The sequence below is a fragment of the Globicatella sanguinis NBRC 15551 genome (assembly GCF_001552295.1).
GTDB classification, from domain to species: domain Bacteria; phylum Bacillota; class Bacilli; order Lactobacillales; family Aerococcaceae; genus Globicatella; species Globicatella sanguinis.
Map to the genome: position 1 here is coordinate 1 of NZ_BCQX01000014.1, position 17,272 is coordinate 17,272.

General features: G+C 36.2%; 33 protein-coding genes. All 33 read right to left on the minus strand.

What is annotated here, in order from left to right:
• The coding region (locus tag GSA01S_RS02020; RefSeq protein WP_373276900.1) for an LOG family protein at positions 1 to 211 on the minus strand (211 nt) is incomplete at its 3' end.
• 5 nt (positions 212 to 216) lie between these two features.
• The gene (locus GSA01S_RS02025; RefSeq protein ID WP_066124337.1) at positions 217 to 798 is read right to left on the minus strand and encodes a xanthine phosphoribosyltransferase; all 582 of its coding nucleotides are present in this window, start codon (positions 796 to 798) and stop codon (positions 217 to 219) included.
• A gap of 127 nt (positions 799 to 925) precedes the next feature.
• Positions 926 to 1,702, minus strand: coding sequence for a tRNA pseudouridine(38-40) synthase TruA (truA, locus tag GSA01S_RS02030; protein ID WP_066124339.1), 777 nt, complete (start codon positions 1,700 to 1,702; stop codon positions 926 to 928).
• A gap of 10 nt (positions 1,703 to 1,712) precedes the next feature.
• On the minus strand, positions 1,713 to 2,516 hold the full coding sequence (locus tag GSA01S_RS02035; protein WP_066124341.1) for an energy-coupling factor transporter transmembrane component T family protein: 804 nt from the start codon (positions 2,514 to 2,516) through the stop codon (positions 1,713 to 1,715).
• Entirely contained in the window at positions 2,509 to 3,387 is an 879-nt protein-coding gene (locus GSA01S_RS02040; protein WP_066124343.1) for an energy-coupling factor ABC transporter ATP-binding protein, read from the minus strand. Before GSA01S_RS02040 ends, GSA01S_RS02035 begins: the two co-directional genes overlap by 8 nt.
• On the minus strand, positions 3,357 to 4,196 hold the full coding sequence (locus tag GSA01S_RS02045) for an energy-coupling factor ABC transporter ATP-binding protein (protein ID WP_066124346.1): 840 nt from the start codon (positions 4,194 to 4,196) through the stop codon (positions 3,357 to 3,359). Before GSA01S_RS02045 ends, GSA01S_RS02040 begins: the two co-directional genes overlap by 31 nt.
• 275 nt (positions 4,197 to 4,471) lie before the next feature.
• Positions 4,472 to 4,852 carry a 50S ribosomal protein L17 gene (gene rplQ / locus GSA01S_RS02050; protein ID WP_066124348.1) on the minus strand — a complete coding sequence of 127 codons (381 nt, stop codon included), beginning with the start codon at positions 4,850 to 4,852 and terminating at the stop codon, positions 4,472 to 4,474.
• A 31-nt stretch (positions 4,853 to 4,883) separates the two neighbouring features.
• Positions 4,884 to 5,828 (minus strand): DNA-directed RNA polymerase subunit alpha, encoded by a 945-nt coding sequence (locus GSA01S_RS02055; RefSeq protein WP_066124350.1) that lies wholly within the window; start codon positions 5,826 to 5,828, stop codon positions 4,884 to 4,886.
• Between the two features lie 80 nt (positions 5,829 to 5,908).
• Positions 5,909 to 6,301 (minus strand): 30S ribosomal protein S11, encoded by a 393-nt coding sequence (gene rpsK, locus GSA01S_RS02060; RefSeq protein ID WP_066124351.1) that lies wholly within the window; start codon positions 6,299 to 6,301, stop codon positions 5,909 to 5,911.
• Positions 6,302 to 6,332: 31 nt separating this feature from the next.
• Positions 6,333 to 6,698, minus strand: a complete 366-nt coding sequence (rpsM, locus tag GSA01S_RS02065; RefSeq protein ID WP_066124353.1) for a 30S ribosomal protein S13 — start codon at positions 6,696 to 6,698, stop codon at positions 6,333 to 6,335.
• 21 nt (positions 6,699 to 6,719) lie between these two features.
• Entirely contained in the window at positions 6,720 to 6,833 is a 114-nt protein-coding gene (gene rpmJ / locus GSA01S_RS02070; RefSeq protein ID WP_022155406.1) for a 50S ribosomal protein L36, read from the minus strand.
• Positions 6,834 to 6,866: 33 nt separating this feature from the next.
• Positions 6,867 to 7,085: a translation initiation factor IF-1 gene (infA, locus tag GSA01S_RS02075; RefSeq protein WP_023391463.1), complete on the minus strand. Its 219-nt coding sequence runs from the start codon at positions 7,083 to 7,085 to the stop codon at positions 6,867 to 6,869.
• Positions 7,086 to 7,140: 55 nt separating this feature from the next.
• Positions 7,141 to 7,791, minus strand: coding sequence for an adenylate kinase (locus tag GSA01S_RS02080; RefSeq protein WP_066124355.1), 651 nt, complete (start codon positions 7,789 to 7,791; stop codon positions 7,141 to 7,143).
• Positions 7,792 to 7,810: 19 nt separating this feature from the next.
• Complete coding sequence (gene secY, locus GSA01S_RS02085) at positions 7,811 to 9,103, minus strand: preprotein translocase subunit SecY (protein WP_066124357.1); 1,293 nt, start codon at positions 9,101 to 9,103, stop codon at positions 7,811 to 7,813.
• Between the two features lies 1 nt (position 9,104).
• On the minus strand, positions 9,105 to 9,545 hold the full coding sequence (rplO, locus tag GSA01S_RS02090) for a 50S ribosomal protein L15 (RefSeq protein WP_066124358.1): 441 nt from the start codon (positions 9,543 to 9,545) through the stop codon (positions 9,105 to 9,107).
• 32 nt (positions 9,546 to 9,577) lie between these two features.
• Positions 9,578 to 9,757, minus strand: a complete 180-nt coding sequence (rpmD, locus tag GSA01S_RS02095; protein WP_066124361.1) for a 50S ribosomal protein L30 — start codon at positions 9,755 to 9,757, stop codon at positions 9,578 to 9,580.
• A gap of 12 nt (positions 9,758 to 9,769) precedes the next feature.
• A complete protein-coding gene (gene rpsE / locus GSA01S_RS02100) occupies positions 9,770 to 10,273 on the minus strand; it encodes a 30S ribosomal protein S5 (RefSeq protein WP_066124363.1) in 504 nt (167 codons plus the stop codon).
• A 20-nt stretch (positions 10,274 to 10,293) separates the two neighbouring features.
• Positions 10,294 to 10,647 carry a 50S ribosomal protein L18 gene (gene rplR, locus GSA01S_RS02105; RefSeq protein ID WP_078755479.1) on the minus strand — a complete coding sequence of 118 codons (354 nt, stop codon included), beginning with the start codon at positions 10,645 to 10,647 and terminating at the stop codon, positions 10,294 to 10,296.
• 53 nt (positions 10,648 to 10,700) lie between these two features.
• The gene (rplF, locus tag GSA01S_RS02110; RefSeq protein ID WP_066124368.1) at positions 10,701 to 11,237 is read right to left on the minus strand and encodes a 50S ribosomal protein L6; all 537 of its coding nucleotides are present in this window, start codon (positions 11,235 to 11,237) and stop codon (positions 10,701 to 10,703) included.
• A 41-nt stretch (positions 11,238 to 11,278) separates the two neighbouring features.
• Positions 11,279 to 11,677, minus strand: a complete 399-nt coding sequence (gene rpsH / locus GSA01S_RS02115; RefSeq protein WP_066124370.1) for a 30S ribosomal protein S8 — start codon at positions 11,675 to 11,677, stop codon at positions 11,279 to 11,281.
• A 33-nt stretch (positions 11,678 to 11,710) separates the two neighbouring features.
• Positions 11,711 to 11,896, minus strand: a complete 186-nt coding sequence (locus GSA01S_RS02120; RefSeq protein WP_066124372.1) for a type Z 30S ribosomal protein S14 — start codon at positions 11,894 to 11,896, stop codon at positions 11,711 to 11,713.
• 18 nt (positions 11,897 to 11,914) lie between these two features.
• The gene (rplE, locus tag GSA01S_RS02125; protein ID WP_066124374.1) at positions 11,915 to 12,457 is read right to left on the minus strand and encodes a 50S ribosomal protein L5; all 543 of its coding nucleotides are present in this window, start codon (positions 12,455 to 12,457) and stop codon (positions 11,915 to 11,917) included.
• A 25-nt stretch (positions 12,458 to 12,482) separates the two neighbouring features.
• On the minus strand, positions 12,483 to 12,785 hold the full coding sequence (rplX, locus tag GSA01S_RS02130; RefSeq protein ID WP_066124377.1) for a 50S ribosomal protein L24: 303 nt from the start codon (positions 12,783 to 12,785) through the stop codon (positions 12,483 to 12,485).
• Between the two features lie 26 nt (positions 12,786 to 12,811).
• Entirely contained in the window at positions 12,812 to 13,180 is a 369-nt protein-coding gene (gene rplN, locus GSA01S_RS02135; RefSeq protein WP_066124379.1) for a 50S ribosomal protein L14, read from the minus strand.
• 32 nt (positions 13,181 to 13,212) lie between these two features.
• Positions 13,213 to 13,479: a 30S ribosomal protein S17 gene (gene rpsQ / locus GSA01S_RS02140; protein WP_066124382.1), complete on the minus strand. Its 267-nt coding sequence runs from the start codon at positions 13,477 to 13,479 to the stop codon at positions 13,213 to 13,215.
• Between the two features lie 27 nt (positions 13,480 to 13,506).
• Positions 13,507 to 13,701: a 50S ribosomal protein L29 gene (gene rpmC, locus GSA01S_RS02145; protein ID WP_066124384.1), complete on the minus strand. Its 195-nt coding sequence runs from the start codon at positions 13,699 to 13,701 to the stop codon at positions 13,507 to 13,509.
• Positions 13,691 to 14,125 (minus strand): 50S ribosomal protein L16, encoded by a 435-nt coding sequence (gene rplP / locus GSA01S_RS02150; protein ID WP_066124386.1) that lies wholly within the window; start codon positions 14,123 to 14,125, stop codon positions 13,691 to 13,693. The genes rpmC and rplP overlap by 11 nt, the downstream gene beginning before the upstream one ends.
• Positions 14,126 to 14,128: 3 nt before the next feature.
• The gene (rpsC, locus tag GSA01S_RS02155) at positions 14,129 to 14,782 is read right to left on the minus strand and encodes a 30S ribosomal protein S3 (protein ID WP_066124388.1); all 654 of its coding nucleotides are present in this window, start codon (positions 14,780 to 14,782) and stop codon (positions 14,129 to 14,131) included.
• Between the two features lie 3 nt (positions 14,783 to 14,785).
• Positions 14,786 to 15,142 (minus strand): 50S ribosomal protein L22, encoded by a 357-nt coding sequence (gene rplV / locus GSA01S_RS02160; protein WP_066124391.1) that lies wholly within the window; start codon positions 15,140 to 15,142, stop codon positions 14,786 to 14,788.
• A gap of 16 nt (positions 15,143 to 15,158) precedes the next feature.
• Positions 15,159 to 15,440 carry a 30S ribosomal protein S19 gene (rpsS, locus tag GSA01S_RS02165; protein ID WP_066124393.1) on the minus strand — a complete coding sequence of 94 codons (282 nt, stop codon included), beginning with the start codon at positions 15,438 to 15,440 and terminating at the stop codon, positions 15,159 to 15,161.
• A gap of 42 nt (positions 15,441 to 15,482) precedes the next feature.
• Positions 15,483 to 16,313, minus strand: a complete 831-nt coding sequence (rplB, locus tag GSA01S_RS02170) for a 50S ribosomal protein L2 (RefSeq protein ID WP_066124395.1) — start codon at positions 16,311 to 16,313, stop codon at positions 15,483 to 15,485.
• Positions 16,314 to 16,349: 36 nt separating this feature from the next.
• Entirely contained in the window at positions 16,350 to 16,646 is a 297-nt protein-coding gene (locus tag GSA01S_RS02175) for a 50S ribosomal protein L23 (protein WP_066124396.1), read from the minus strand.
• Positions 16,646 to 17,269: a 50S ribosomal protein L4 gene (gene rplD, locus GSA01S_RS02180; RefSeq protein WP_066124398.1), complete on the minus strand. Its 624-nt coding sequence runs from the start codon at positions 17,267 to 17,269 to the stop codon at positions 16,646 to 16,648. Before rplD ends, GSA01S_RS02175 begins: the two co-directional genes overlap by 1 nt.
• Between the last annotated feature and the right edge of the window lie 3 nt (positions 17,270 to 17,272).

Sequence of the window (17,272 nt, forward strand, 5' to 3'; positions counted from 1 at the left end):
AATCAAAAATTAGAAAACTGGGCATGATTCCGATTACTCGACCACCAGTGTTGATAACGCTATTCGCTAGTACTCCCATCAATCCTTTATTGCCTCCACCATAAATTAATAGATGTTGATGCATGGCAATAAAACGCCCCAAGTCACGAGCAAATTCTTCATAAATTGACTGATTACCAAAATTAGAGCCACAGTACACTGTAATATTCATCGCGATTAATTTCCTTCCAAAAATTCAATTTGTTGATCTTCTAAAGAGCCGATACGACAAACTGAAAAGACCTCTAAACCTTTATCCATTAATTTTTGACGTCCATTTTGGAATGATTTTTCGATACAAATACCAACGCCAGCTACTTGGGCCCCCGCTTGCTCTACTAAATCAACTAAACCAAGCGCTGCTTCGCCATTCGCAAGGAAATCATCAATAATCAATACGCGATCATTTTCGTTAATATATTTTTTTGAGATAATGACACGATTGGTCACATTTTTGGTATAGCTATAAACATTGGTCTCATAAAAATCTTTATTTCCTAATGTTGATGGCTGTGTTTTTTTTGCGAATAACATTGGAACTTTAAAGTGTGCAGCCGTAATAATAGCGGGTGCAATACCAGAAGCTTCAATTGTTAGTACTTTGGTGATACCTTCTTGGCGAAAATGATAATAGAAATCAATCGCAATTTCTTGCATGATTTCCGGATCGATTTGATGATTCATAAACGAATCCACTTTAATTACATTATTTGGTAAAATTATGCCATCTTTTAAGATGCGTTCTTTTAAATAACTCATTAATAACCCTCCATTTTTTAACATATCTATTATACCGAACCTTATCAAAGATGCTATCATTTTTCAAAATTTTTAATATAAAAAAAGAGGAACGTTCGTCCTCTTCTAAAATTCAAAGCTCTGATTATCATTGCTTCTTAAATGGATCCTCTTGATACTCTACTCGCATCATATAGAGTCCTTGTGGTGGAGCTGTCGGTCCTGCTTGATTTCGATCTTTAACTGAAAGTAATCTTTGTAATTCGTCTACCGGTTTCAAACCATCACCAATTTGTAATAAGGTGCCCACTAAAATACGAATCATATTATATAAGAAGCCATCTCCGTAAAAGCGAAAAACCAGTTCATTTTGCTTTGTATCTAAATTTACTTCCGCTTCATAAATCGTTCTAACTTTATATTCTTTATCTGTTTTAGTTGAACAAAAACTCGTAAAGTCATGTTTTCCGACAATTGTTCGAATTGCTTCTTGCATCACATCTAAATTAAATCGATAGGGATGGTGAGTGGTGTACAGGCGTTTAAATGGATCGGGGAAACGATTAATATCTACGCGATAACAATATTCTTTCGCCGTTGCCATATAGCGAACATGAAAGTCTTCTGCCACCTGATTGGCATCAATCACACGAATAGAATCGTCTAAAATACTATTCAACGCTCGGATGAGCGCATCGGGTGCGATATTAGCTGGATAATCGAAAGAAACGACTTGTCCAAGTGCATGTACCCCAGCATCTGTTCGGCCAGCGCTAGATGTAGGAATATGCTCTCCCTTCGGCAATTTCGCCATCAATCTCAACGCTTTTTCTAATTCCTCTTGAATCGTATTGCCATTCGGCTGAATTTGATAACCAGCATAACCGGTCCCATCATATTGAATTTTAATGATATATTTCGGCATGCTAGTCCCCTTAAAGATAAATTCTAATCAAGAATAATAGCGCAGTAACCACGATAAATGCCAATACTGCAATCAGATCATTACGCGTATACTCTAAGTGACGGAATTTCGTTCGACCTTCACCACCACGATATCCTCTCGCTTCCATCGCAATCGCCATTTCCTCTGCACGATTGAATGCAGAAACAAATAGTGGAACCAAAATAGGTATAATCGCCTTCATGCGATCGACAAATCCACCTTGATCAAATTCTACCCCTCTTGATCGTTGAGCATTCATAATTTTTTGAGCTTCATCAATTAAAGTAGGCACATATCTTAAAGCAATCGATAACATAAGCGCAATCTCATGTGATGGAAAACCAAAGCGGGATAAAGGTCTTAACAAATGCTCAATACCGTCGGTCAATTCAAGCGGTGCCGTCGTTAAAGTCAAAATCGTCGACATCATAATAATGAGCACTAGACGCATAAAGATATAAAACGAATTTAATAAGCCCAAAGAGGTGACCGTGAAAGGTCCCCATTTGAAATAAACTTCTCCACCAGTTGTAAAAATCATTTGAAATATTACTGTAAATACAATAATCCACAACATTGGTTTTACCCCATTAATAAAAACGGATAATTTAATCCCAGTTAACGATATGGTTAATAATGTAAACAATAATAACAATAAGTAGCCCCAAATATTGTTGGCCAGGAAAATAATGGCAATAAAATAAAAACTTCCTAAAAGTTTCGTTCTAGGATCTAAACGATGAATCCAGGAATCGGATTGAATATATCTCCCTAATAATAATTTATCAAGCATCTTTATTCTCCGCCTCCTTCATCTTAATTAAAACATCCACTAATTCCTCCACACTTAAAGGATGAACCTCATAATCAACCCCTAAATGTTCCTCAATTTTTTTAATAAGCGACAAAGTTTGAGGTAACCCCAATTGAAATTCATCTAACCAAGCTTCATCTTCAAATATTTCTCTTGGCGTTCCTTGACGAATGACATGCCCCTTATTTAAAACAATCACATGCTCAGCATATTTTACAACATCTTCCATATGATGCGTGACCATCACCATGGTTAAAGACTGTTCTTTTTGCAAACTAACAAACATCTCGAGCATATCGAAATGCCCTTGTGGATCTAGTCCTGCGGTCGGTTCATCTAGCACCAGAATTTCCGGCTCTAATGCTAGCACACCCGCAATGGCAACACGACGCATTTGTCCTCCAGACAAATCGAATGGCGAGCGTTCAAATAAATTTTCATTTAAACCGACTAATGCCAATTTTTCACGAGCAATCGACTCAGCTTCTGCCTCTGTAGCACCAAAATTTAAGGGACCGAACATCACGTCCTTTAAGACGGTCTCCTCAAAAAGTTGCGCTTCCGGAAATTGAAAAACAACACCCACTTTTTTACGTAAGGCTTTTAATGATTGATGTTTCGAATCAGCTGTTACTCGTTCACCTGCAATTGTCACTGCCCCTTCGGTTGGTCTAACTAGAACATTCAAATGTTGCAATAAGGTAGACTTACCAGAACCTGTATGTCCAACAATAGCCGTAATTTTATTGGCTGGAATTTCTAAACTAATATTGTGTAATACCTTGTATTCAAATGGCGTATTAGCATTATAGGTATAACTTACTTGGTCAAATACGATGTTGTTAGCCATTCAAATAACTCCTCTTCTGATAAATACTCTTTTGGCACTTCAATTCCTCTTCGTTCTAACTCCATATGAATTTTTTGAGCAAAAGGAATATCTAAGCCCATTTTGATAAGCTCATCACCTAAAATAAAAATATTATATGGATCATCTTGACGAACTAGTTTTCCTTGGTTCATAACAATAATACGATCGGCATTACTTGCTTCATCGATATCATGCGTTATCGAAATTACCGTTAAATTATATTTCTCTTTAATAGCTTTCACTGCTTCAATGACTTCTTTGCGACCTACAGGATCTAACATTGCTGTCGCTTCATCTAATATAATAACCTCTGGTCTTAAAGCTAATACTCCTGCAATGGCGACTCTTTGTTTTTGTCCACCAGAAAGACGAGCAGGTTCGCTTTTTTTATACTCTGTCATTCGAACTTGTTCTAAAGCCTCTTCGATACGTGCAATCATATCATCCCGTTCTACTCCATGATTTTCTAGCCCGAATGCAACATCATCTTCAACAGTTGCCCCAACAAATTGATTATCTGGATTTTGAAATACCATTCCTACTAATCTTCTAATATCCCAAACTGAATCTTCGTTTAATAAAAGCGAATTGATATAAACTTCCCCAGCTTCAGGAACTAACAATCCATTAATTACTTTAGCAAGTGTAGATTTCCCTGAACCATTTGGTCCAATGATAGCTACCCATTCATTTTTATTGATAGATAAAGAAACATTGTTTAGAGCGAGTTGTTCACTTTCAAAATATCGAAAAGTTAAATCTTTTACTTCGATAACCTTTTCTGTCATATTTGTTGCTCCTTTACTTTGTCATTTTCATAATGCTTATTATATCATAGAATGATTATCCTTAGGGAATTTTGTACTTTTTTATCAGAAAAAGATAATAAAAAATGCGGAAAAATCCGCAAAAAAAAAGCTTTTACGATGAATAGCACTCGGCTAGGAAATTTATCCTAGCCATAAATAATACATTTGTATTATGTGCTATAGAGCTAGACCAATGAATGATTCATCAATCATAACGCTCCCCATCATAAAAGTTATCTACATAAAGCTTGTTATTAAACTAATTCTAAAATAACAACTGGTGCGCCATCTCCACGACGAGGTCCTTTTTTAAGGATGCGTGTGTAACCACCATTACGATCTTCATAGCGAGTAGCATATGTGTCGAATAAACGTTGTAATACGCGTTCAACCACTACTTCTTCATCTTCAATACGTGCGTCTGCAATTTCATTACGTAAGAAAGCAGCTGCTTGACGACGAGATGCTAAATCACCACGTTTAGCTAAAGTAATCATTTTATCAACAAATTTACGAACTTCTTTAGCACGTGCTTCAGTTGTTTCGATACGTTCGTTAATTAAAACATCTGTAGTTAAATCACGTAATAAAGCTTTACGTTGAGCACTTTTACGTCCTAATTTACGGTATGCCATACTTGGTTTCCTCCTTTACATTATCAAAATTCTAGTCATCTTGACGTAGACTTAAATCTAAATTCTCAAGTTTTTGTTTTACTTCTTCTAATGATTTACGTCCTAAATTACGAACTTTAATCATTTCAGCTTCTGTCTTGTTAGTTAACTCTTGAATTGTATTAATTCCTGCACGTTTTAAACAATTATATGAACGAACAGATAAATCTAATTCTTCAATCGTCATGACTAACATTTTTTCTTTCTCAGCTTCTTCTTTTTCAACCATGATTTCAGTTTGGCGTGCTTCATCATTTAAGTTAACAAAGATATTTAAATGCTCAGTTAAAATTTTCGCAGCAAGACTTAATGATTTTTCAGGACTAATTGAACCATCGGTCCAAATATCCATCGTTAATTTATCATAGATATTTTTTTGTCCAATACGAGTATTTTCAACTTGATAATTCACTTTTTGAATTGGTGTGTAAATTGAATCAATTGGCAATACTCCAATTGGCATATCTTCACGTTTATTATGTTCTCCACGAACATATCCACGTCCAGTCGATACATTGATTTGCATGTTTAATTCGGCACCTTCAGCTAAAGTACAAATATATAAATCTGGGTTTAAAATTTGCACTTCATTATCATGGATAATATCAGCAGCTGTAACAGTTTTAGGGCCCACAACATTCAATTCAACAATTTTTGGTTCGTCTGAATGTAGTTTTAATGCTAACTGTTTTAAGTGAAGAATCATCGTTGGGACGTCTTCTACAACGCCATTAACGGTAGCAAACTCATGTAATACTCCATCAATTTGGATGCTTGTAACAGCAGCTCCTGGTAACGAAGATAACAAAATACGACGTAATGAGTTCCCAAGGGTAGTTCCATATCCACGTTCTAGTGGCTCAATCACGATCTTACCAAATTTGGAATCGTCACTGACTTCAATCGTTCTAATTTCTGGCTTTTCAATCTCGATCATTGGTTAATATATCCCCTTTCAAAACGTTCAAATTGTAATGATAAATCGTAGCATTACATGTAGCTTAATGAGCTAACTCATTATACACGGCGGCGTTTTGGAGGACGGCAACCGTTATGAGGAATTGGTGTTACATCACGAATAGCAGTAACATCTAATCCAGTAGCTTGTAATGAACGAATCGCTGATTCACGACCAGCACCTGGGCCTTTAACAGTTACTTCAACTGTCTTCATACCATGTTCCATAGCTCCTTTAGCTGCTACTTCTGATGCCATTTGAGCTGCGAATGGAGTAGATTTTCTTGAACCACGGAATCCTAATGACCCAGCTGAAGACCAAGAAATTGCATTACCATTAACGTCAGTAATCATTACAATAGTGTTGTTAAATGTTGAACGGATGTGTGCTACACCTTTTTCAATATTTTTTCTCACACGACGACGGCGACGAACTTGTTGTTTCTTTGCCATGAACTATTTACCTCCTTCTTACTAAATTTTATTAGTTACTTTTTCCTGTGACCATTTTCTTAGGTCCTTTACGAGTACGTGCATTATTTTTGGTGTTTTGTCCACGAACTGGTAAATTACGACGATGACGGAAACCACGGTATGAACCAATCTCTTGTAAACGTTTGATGTTTAAAGAAACTTCACGACGTAAATCTCCTTCGACTTTAATTCCGTCAACTATAGCACGGATACGATCTAATTCATCGTTTGTTAAATCTTTAACACGAGTATCAACTGAAACATTCGCTTCAGCTAAAATTTTCTCTGCAGTATTTTTTCCAATACCATAAATATAAGTTAAAGAAATAACTACACGTTTTTCACGCGGAATATCTACTCCTGCAATACGAGCCATATTTAAGTATACCTCCTTTTCTTAACCTTGACGTTGTTTGTGTTTTGGATTTTCGCAAATTACCATAACTTTTCCATTACGTTTGATAACTTTACATTTTTCACAAATTGGTTTTACTGATGCTCTTACTTTCATATTAATTTCCCTCCTTAAATTTTAACCTAATGGTTATTTAAAGCGGTATGTAATTCGACCACGTGTCAAATCATATGGAGAAAGTTCAATCGTAACTTTATCCCCCGGTAAGATTCGGATGTAGTTCATACGAATTTTACCTGAAACGTGGGCTAGAATTTCATGCCCATTCTCTAATTCAACCTTAAACATTGCATTCGGTAAAGTTTCAATGACTGTACCTTCAACTTCAATTACATCATCTTTAGCCATTCATACTTCCTCCTCTTACCTTTAATTGATACTGATAATCATTATAACAAACTCTCTATTTTTCTAAAATAGTACGAACTTCACGATAAACATCTTCAATAGCTTGAGCACCGTTAATGGTATATAAAATTCCACGTTGGTTATAATAATCAAGTATTGGTCGAATTGATTCCATTTGGAGATTTATACGATGAGCAACCTTTTCAGGTTTATCATCTTCTCTTTGATAGAAATCTGTTGAACCACATTGATCACAGATACCTGCTTCTTTAGGCGGATTATATAGCTTATGATATGTAGCACCGCATTTACGGCAAATGATTCTACCACTCAAACGATCTTTTAATACTTCTTGATCTACATCGATATAGATGACTGCATCGATTTGGGTATTTAATTCTTCTAAGTTAGTATCTAAAGCTTCTGCTTGAGCACTTGTTCTTGGATAACCATCTAACATGAATCCATTTTCGGTTACATCAGATTGAGCTAATCTTTCGCGAACAATAGCATTTGTAATATCATCTGGAACTAAATTTCCATGATCTGTATATGATTTTGCTTTTAAACCCAATGGGGTTTCATTTTTAATTGCTTCACGGAATATATCTCCTGTTGCGATATGAATCATATCATAATCACGAGAAATATATTCACTTTGAGTTCCTTTACCAGCACCTGGTAAGCCCATTAATAAAATATTCATTGATTTTATGCACCCTTTTTTATAATTGTAAAAATCCAGTGTAACGACGTTTAGCCATTCGACCTTCAATTTGTTTTGCTGTTTCGATTGCAACACCCACTACGATAAGTAAACTTGTTCCACTTAAGGCAATATTACTTGGAATGTTCCATAAAAACCCACCAACAATTGGTAAGACAGCAATTAATGTTAAGTATAATGATCCTAAACCACTCAATCTATTGATTGTTCTTGTAAGGTAATTTTCAGTATCATGTCCTGGACGAATACTTGGAATATACCCACCTGATTTTTGTAAGTTTTCTGCTACTTTTTCAGGATTAACTTGAACTAATGAATAGAAATACGAAAATACAATTAATAAGAACGTATAAAAGATTGCTCCATATACATGTTGTAAGTTAAATAAATTATAGACAACTTCTTTCCATCCACCATCGTTGGCAAAATTTAGGTAATTCATAATTGTTGCCGGAGTGGTCAGAACAGATGATGCAAAGATTACTGGAATTACTCCAGCAGAATTAATTTTTAATGGTAAATGTGCTGTTTGTTTAGCTCCTGAAGCTTTCTTTGAGTAGTGAATTGGAATACGTAATTGAGCACGTTCCATTATAACTACAATAACAATTAAAATGATAAAGACTAAAATTAACAATCCTAATAACATTAAGTTACGGTTTAATTCTTTTCCTGCCCCTTTTAAATAAGTTTGGAAATAAGTGATAAACTGTTGTGGAACCTCTGCTACGATACCGGCAAAAATAATCATTGAGACCCCATTACCAATACCATTGCGAGTTATTTGTTCTCCTAACCACACTAGAAACATGGTTCCAGCTGTTAAAACTAAAGCGATTGTCAAATATGTAGTCATTGTAGCATTTTTTACTAGGCCCAAGCCAGATAATTGGTTAAATCCAGCGGATAAACCAAAGGCTTGAATAAAGCCAAGAACAATTCCTGTGTAGGTTGTTGCTTGATTCAATTTACGACGACCGACTTCACCTTGTTTTGCCCATTCAGTAAATTTCGGGACAATATCCATTTGCAATAATTGAATAATAATTGACGCAGTGATATAAGGAGAGACACCTAAAGCGAAAATTGAATAACGTTTAAGCGCTCCTCCACCAAAAGTATTAAGTAAACCTAATACTCCGGTTGACGCTATTTGTTGAATGGCCGAAGCATCCACACCAGGAACTGGAATATGAGAACCTAATCTGAATACTGCAAAAATGAAAAGCGTGAAAAGAATTCTACTACGAATTTCTTTGCTCGCAAATGCATTTTTTAAGTTTGTAAACATATTAGATCACCTCGATAAATCCACCAGCTGCAGTGATTGCTTGTTCTGCACTTTTGGAGAATTTAGCTGCATGTACAGTTAATTTTCTTTCCAGTTGTCCTTCACCTAAAATTTTAACACCTGATAATTCATTCTTAATGATTCCTGATTCAATTAATAATGCTGGTGTTACTGTTGTGCCATCTTCAAAGCGGTTTAATGTTTCAACGTTAACAATCGCATATTCTTTACGATTAATGTTTGTGAATCCACGTTTTGGTAAACGACGGAATAATGGTTGTTGTCCACCTTCGAATCCTAAACGTACCCCACCACCTGAACGTTGTTTTTGTCCTTTTTGACCACGTCCAGCTGTTTTACCGTTACCAGAACCTTGTCCACGACCAACACGATTACGTTCTTTACGTGATCCAGCTACAGGTTGTAATGTATGTAGTTGCATTCTTGGGCACCTCCTTATTTTAAATTATATAATTAAGCTTCTTTAACTTCTACTAAATGACTAATTGTACTAATCATTCCACGAACTGCCTCATTGTCAGGTTTAACAACTGTTTTATAAGTTTTAGTTAATCCTAATGCTTTTGCAGTAGCGATATGATTTTTAGGACGTCCAATTAGGCTACGTTTTAATGTAATTTCAATATTCGCCATTAAATTGTCCTCCTAACCTAATATTTCTTCAACAGATTTCCCACGTAATGCGGCAACTTCTTCTGCAACTTTTAATTGTTTTAATCCTTCAATAGTTGCAGAGATCATGTTAATAGGTGTATTAGAACCCAATGATTTAGATGTTACATCGGCAACCCCTGCTAATTCAATTACGGCACGTACTGGACCACCAGCAGCAACCCCAGAACCCGCAGTAGCAGGTTTTAATAACACTTTACCACCACAGAATTCACCAATAACTTCGTGAGGAATTGTAGTTCCAACAGTCGGAACTTCGATTAAATTCTTTTTAGCATCTTCGACAGCTTTACGGATAGCTTCTGGAACTTCTTGAGCTTTACCAGTACCGAATCCTACATGTCCGTTACGGTCACCAACAACTACTAATGCAGAGAATCGTAAACGACGTCCACCTTTTACTACTTTAGTAACACGGTTAATCGTAACTAAACGTTCTTCTAAATTTTCTAAGTTAGCTGGATTAATAAATACCATGAATCGATATCCTCCTTCTTTTAAAATTCTAAGCCGTTTTCACGTGCAGCTTCAGCTAAAGCTTTAACACGACCATGGTAAATATATCCTCCACGATCAAATACGACAGCTTTAAGTCCTTTTTCTGCTCCGCGTTCAGCAATTAATTTTCCAACTGCAGTAGCTTGTTCTACTTTAGTTCCTGAAATTGATTCTTCATTACTAGAGGCACTTGCTAGCGTCACACCCGCTACGTCATCAATTAATTGAGCGTAGATGTGTGTATTCGAACGGAATACATTCAAGCGTGGGCACTCAGCAGTACCAGAGATACGGTTTCTTACACGAGCGTGGCGTTTTTTACGCAACTTATTTTTATCTGGTTTAGTAATCACAATTTTCACCTCTTATTAAAATATATGTATAAATGATATGTAAGACAGGCTTATTATTTACCTGTTTTACCTTCTTTACGACGTACAAACTCGTCAACATAACGGATACCTTTACCTTTATATGGTTCAGGTGGACGTACGCCACGAATGTTGGCTGCTAATTCGCCAACTTTTTCTTTATTGAATCCTTGTACAATAATCGTTGTATTGTTTGGCACTTCGAATCCAACACCTTCAGATTCTTCGAACTCAACTGGATGTGATAAACCTACGTTTAAAGATAATTTCTTACCAGATTTTTGAGCACGGTACCCAACACCGATTAATTGTAATTCTTTTTTGAAGCCTTCAGAAACACCAACGATCATATTGTTTACGATAGAACGTGTTGTTCCGTGTAATGAACGATTAGTTTTTGAATCATTTGGACGAGTGAAAACTACTTCATTTTCTTTAACTTCTACTTGGATATTTGGTACTAAATCGCGAGTTAATTCGCCTTTAGGACCTTTTACAGTCACTGTATGACCTTTTACTTCAACGGTTACGCCTGCTGGAATTGCTACTGGTTTATTACCGATACGACTCACAGGGCTGCACCTCCTTTTATTTTATAATTAATTTTTTAAAATTACCAAACATACGCTAATACTTCGCCACCGATACCTTCTTTACGAGCTTGTTTATCTGTTACAAGTCCGTTTGAAGTCGATACGATAGCAATACCTAAACCATTTAATACTTTAGGTAAATCTTCATTTTTAGCATATACACGTAAACCTGGTTTAGAAATACGTTTAATACCTGTAATAACTTTTTCATTATTACGACCGTATTTTAATTGGATTTTTAATTCGTTTTGTTTGCCATCTTCGATTACTTCGTATCCTTTGATAAAACCTTCATTTTTTAAGATTTCAGCAATGGCAACTTTCATGTTTGAAGATGGAGCAGAAACAGTTTTATGACCCACACGATTCGCATTACGAATACGGGTTAAAAAATCTGCAATTGGATCTGTCATAACCATAATTTGTTTACCTCCTATATTAACTTTTAAAAATTACCAGCTAGCTTTTTTAACGCCAGGAATTTGACCTTTATAAGCAAGTTCACGGAAGCAAATACGGCAAAGTTTGAATTTACGGTAAACTGAGTGTGGACGTCCACAACGTTCGCAACGTGTATACTCTTGCACTTTAAACTTAGGTGTACGTTTGTTCTTTTGAACCATTGATGTTTTAGCCAATTAAATTCGCCTCCTTAATTATTTTTTAAATGGCATGCCTAATTCTTTTAATAAAGCATGACTTTCTTCATCTGTTTGAGCGGTAGTTACAATAACAATATCCATACCACGCACTTTATCTACATTATCATAATTAACTTCTGGGAAAATTAATTGTTCTTTAACACCTAAAGTATAGTTTCCACGACCATCAAAGGCTTTATTTGAGATACCTTGGAAGTCACGTACTCGAGGTAAAGAAACAGTGATTAATTTATCTAAGAAGTCATACATTCTTTCGCCACGTAAAGTAACTTTTGCACCAATCGGCATACCTTCACGTAAACGGAAACCAGCGATAGATTTTTTCGCTTTTGTAACAATTGGTTTTTGACCTGTTAATAAGGTTAATTCGTCAACAGCTTTTTCTAAGTTTTTAGCATTAGAAACAGCGTCACCAACACCCATGTTAACAACGATTTTTTCAACTTTTGGAACTTGCATTACTGATGTATAACCAAATTGTTCAACTAATTTTGGTGTTACTTCTTCAGTAAATTTAGTTTTTAAACGATTTACCATAAATTATTTTTCCTCCCTTCTTAGATTAGTTAATTGTTTCGTTTGATTTTTTAGAATAACGAACTTTTTTACCATCTTCGAAGCGGTATCCAACACGAGTAGCCTCTCCTTTAGAGTCTACTAATTTAACATTAGATACGTGAATTGGTGCTGGGAATTCTTCGATTCCGCCTGTACCAGTCTGTGATGGTTTAACATGTTTTTTAGCAAGATTTAAGCCTTCAACTACAACTTGATCTTTCTTTGGTAAAGTTTTTAATACTGTACCTTGTTTACCTTTATCTTTACCAGTTATAATTTGAACTTTATCGCCTGTTTTGATACGCATAATTTGGTTTCCTCCTTCGTTTAGTATTACAGAACTTCTGGAGCTAGTGAAACAATCTTCATGTAGTTGTTATCACGTAATTCACGTGCAACTGGACCAAAGATACGAGTACCACGAGGGCTCTTATCATCACGAATAATTACACAAGCATTTTCGTCAAACTTGATATAAGAACCATCTTTACGACGTGCTCCTGATTTAGAACGAACGATTACAGCTTTAACAATGTCACCTTTCTTAACAACTCCACCGGGTGTTGCATGTTTTACCGACGCAACAATTACGTCACCGATATTAGCTGTTTTACGACCAGATCCACCTAAAACTTTTATTGTTAAAACTTCACGTGCACCTGAGTTGTCGGCAACTTTTAATCGACTTTCTGTTTGAATCATTTTCGATTTCCTCCTTCCAGATTAACTGTATATTAGATGATTACTGCTTCTTCAACAATCTCTAATAAACGGAAGCGTTTCGTAGCAGATAATGGACGAGTTTCCATGATACGTACGATGTCGCCTTCTTTTGCACTGTTTAATTCATCATGTGCTTTATATTTTTTAGAGTATTTTACACGTTTACCATATTTAGGGTGTGTTTTACGAGTATCTACTTGAACTGTGATGGTTTTATCCATTTTGTCAGATACGACACGACCTTGGTATACTTTACGTTGATTGCGTGTTTCAGTCATTGTTTATGTGCCTCCTTTTGCCTGTGGTTACTTAGACAACTCTTGCTCACGCAAGACTGTTTTGATACGAGCAATAGATTTACGTACTTGACGTAAACGGGCAGTGTTTTCTAATTGTCCTGTAGCTAATTGGAATCGAAGGTTGAATAATTCTTTTTTGAATTCTTGTTCTTTCGCTACCATTTCAGCAGTGGATAATTCTCTAATTTCTTTAATTTGCATTCGATTCACCACCATATTCTTCACGTTTTACGAATTTTGTTTTGACAGGTAATTTGTGAGACGCTAAACGGAATGCTTCACGTGCAACTTCTTCACTTACCCCAGCAATTTCAAATAAGATTTTGCCACGTTTAACTGGTGCAACCCATCCTTCGGGTGCCCCTTTACCAGAACCCATACGAACTCCGATAGGTTTAGATGTATAAGATTTGTGAGGGAAGATTTTGATCCATACTTTCCCACCACGTTTCATAAATCTTGTCATCGCGATACGTGCTGCTTCAATTTGACGGTTGGTAATCCATGAAGATTCTGTTGCACGTAATCCATATTGACCAAAGTCTACATTTTTTCCACCTTTTGCTTCTCCGCGCATTTTCCCACGGAACTCACGACGGTGTTTTACACGTTTTGGTACTAACATTGATTAGTTCCCTCCTTTCTCAGAATTGCGTTGTGGTAAGATTTCACCACGGCAAATCCATACTTTAACTCCTAATTTTCCATATGTTGTATCTGCTTCTTCCCAAGCATAGTCGATATCTGAACGTAATGTATGTAAAGGAACAGTTCCTTCAGAATACATTTCTGTACGGGCCATATCTGCTCCGTTTAAACGTCCTGAAACCATTGTTTTAACTCCTTGTGCTCCAGCTTTCATAACACGTTGGATTGCTTGTTTTTGTGCACGACGGAATGCAACACGGTTTTCTAATTGTTTTGCGATATCTTCTGCAACTAATTTTGCATCTAACTCAGGTTTTTTAATTTCAACAATGTTAATGTGAACTTTTTTGCCTGTTAATTTATTTAATTCAGCACGAATTGCATCGACTTCTGAACCACCTTTACCGATAACCATACCTGGTTTAGCAGTATGAATTGAAACAACTACACGATTAGATGCGCGTTCAATTTGGATAGTTGATACAGAGGCCTCTGATAATTTGCTTAATAAGAATTCGCGGATGCGTAAATCTTCGTGTAAGAAGTCTGCATATTGCTTATCTGCATACCATTTAGCATCCCAATCACGGATTACGCCTACACGCATACCAATTGGATGTACTTTTTGACCCATTAATTAAGCCTCCTCTTTTTCTGATACCACGATTGTAATGTGGCTTGTACGTTTGTTAATTGGTGAAGCTGATCCTTTTGCACGAGGACGGAAACGTTTCATAGTTGGTCCTTCGTTTACATAAGCTTCACTTACATATAAGTTTTCTAAATCTAAATCATAATTATGTTCAGCGTTCGCGATTGCAGATTTTAAAACTTTTTCAACTACAGGAGATGCTGATTTTGGCGTATATTTTAAAATAGCCATTGCTTCTCCAATTTTTTTACCTCTGATAAGATCGACTACTAAACGAACTTTACGAGGCGCAATACGAACTGTTTTTGCGATTGCTTTTGCAGATGTAATTTGTTCTGACATCTTAGTTCCTCCTTAATTAGCGTTTCTTAGTCTTTTTGTCATCGGCAGCATGACCTCTATATGTACGTGTTGGTACGAATTCGCCTAATTTATGACCAACCATATCTTCTTGTACATACACTGGTACATGTTTGCGTCCATCGTATACTGCAATAGTTAACCCAATAAAATTAGGGAAGATTGTAGAACGACGAGACCATGTCTTGATTACTTGTTTTTTACTGCTTTCGTTTTGCTCTTCAACTTTTTTCATTAAATGGGCATCAACGAAAGGTCCTTTTTTCAAACTACGACTCACAGTGTGTAGCCTCCCTTCGATTTTTTCGAAACTGTCTATTTATTATTTTTTACGACCACGAATGATTAACTTGCTAGATTTTTTCTTAGCATCACGAGTTTTCATACCAAGAGCTTTTTTACCCCAAGGAGTTAATGGTGCTGGACGACCGATTGGCGCACGACCTTCACCACCACCGTGTGGGTGATCATTAGGGTTCATTACAGATCCACGTACTTCTGGACGTTTAGATAACCAACGAGAACGACCTGCTTTACCAATGTTAATTAATTCGTGTTGTTCATTTCCTACTGTACCTACTGTTGCACGACAAGTAGATAAAATCATACGTACTTCACCTGAATTTAAACGAACTAAAGTATATTTTCCTTCATGTCCTAATACTTGTGCGCTTGTACCAGCTGAACGAATTAATTGTCCACCTTTACCAGGTTTTAATTCGATGTTATGAACAACTGTACCTACTGGAATGTTTGCTAATGTTAAAGCGTTACCGATTACGATATCCGCATCGTCTCCAGATTGGATTTTTTGTCCTACTTTAAGACCTTTTGGAGCAAGAATATAAGTCTTCACTCCATCTTCATAATGGATTAAAGCGATGTTTGCTGAACGGTTTGGATCGTATTCGATTGTTGCAACTGTACCAACAACACCGTCTTTATTACGCTTGAAGTCAATAACACGGTATGCACGTTTGTTACCGCCACCGTGGTGACGAACAGTGATTTTACCTTGACTGTTACGACCAGCTTTTTGTTTTTGACTAGTTAATAAAGATTTCTCTGGTTTTGAAGTTGTGATTTCTGAGAAATCGTAGCCTGTCATATTACGACGACCATTAGAGGTTGGTTTGTAATGTTTAATAGCCACTTAAATGCCCTCCTATTTTACTATATTTACTAATTATTATTCAGCTTCTGAGCCAAATAATTCGATTGTTTTTGAATCAGGTGTTAATGTTACGATAGCTTTTTTATACTTACGAGTGAAGCCTTGGTAGCGGCCCATACGTTTTAATTTACCATCAACATTAACAGTGTTTACTTTAGCAACTTTAACTCCTTCGAACATTGCTTCAACCGCTTGTTTAATATAAGTTTTGTCTGCACGGCGATCAACTTCGAAAGTATATTTATTTTCATCCATTAAGCGCATTGATTGCTCAGTAATAACTGGACGTAAAATCACTTCTGATAATTGCATTATGCTAAAGCCTCCTCTACTGTAGAAAGTGCAGCTTGTGTAAGAATTACTGTATCGTAATTCATGACATCTAATACGTTAACGTTATTGTCGTCAATGACTTTAACAGTATTGATGTTACGAGCTGAATAAAACGCATTAGTGTTTTCTCCTTCTAAAACTAATAAAGTTTTAGAATCAACATTAATGTTATTTAAGAATTGTTTGAACTCTTTTGTTTTTGGTGCGTCAAATTGTAATGAATCAACTACAATTAATTTGCCGTCTAATACTTTTTGTGATAACACAGATTGTAAAGCTAAACGACGAACTTTTCTTGGTAATTTATAACTATATGAACGAGGTGTTGGACCAAATACAGTTCCTCCACCAACCCATTGTGGTGAGCGAATAGAACCTTGGCGCGCACGACCAGTCCCTTTTTGTCTCCATGGTTTACGTCCTCCACCACGCACTGCACTTCTATTTTTCACAGCGTGTGTTCCTTGACGTAATGATGCACGTTGCATGATAACCGCATCGAACATAACTCCTTCGTTTGGTTCGATACCGAAGACAGCTTCGTTTAATTCGATTTCTCCCGCTGTAGAACCATCTTGTTTAAATAATGTAACTTTTGGCATTTT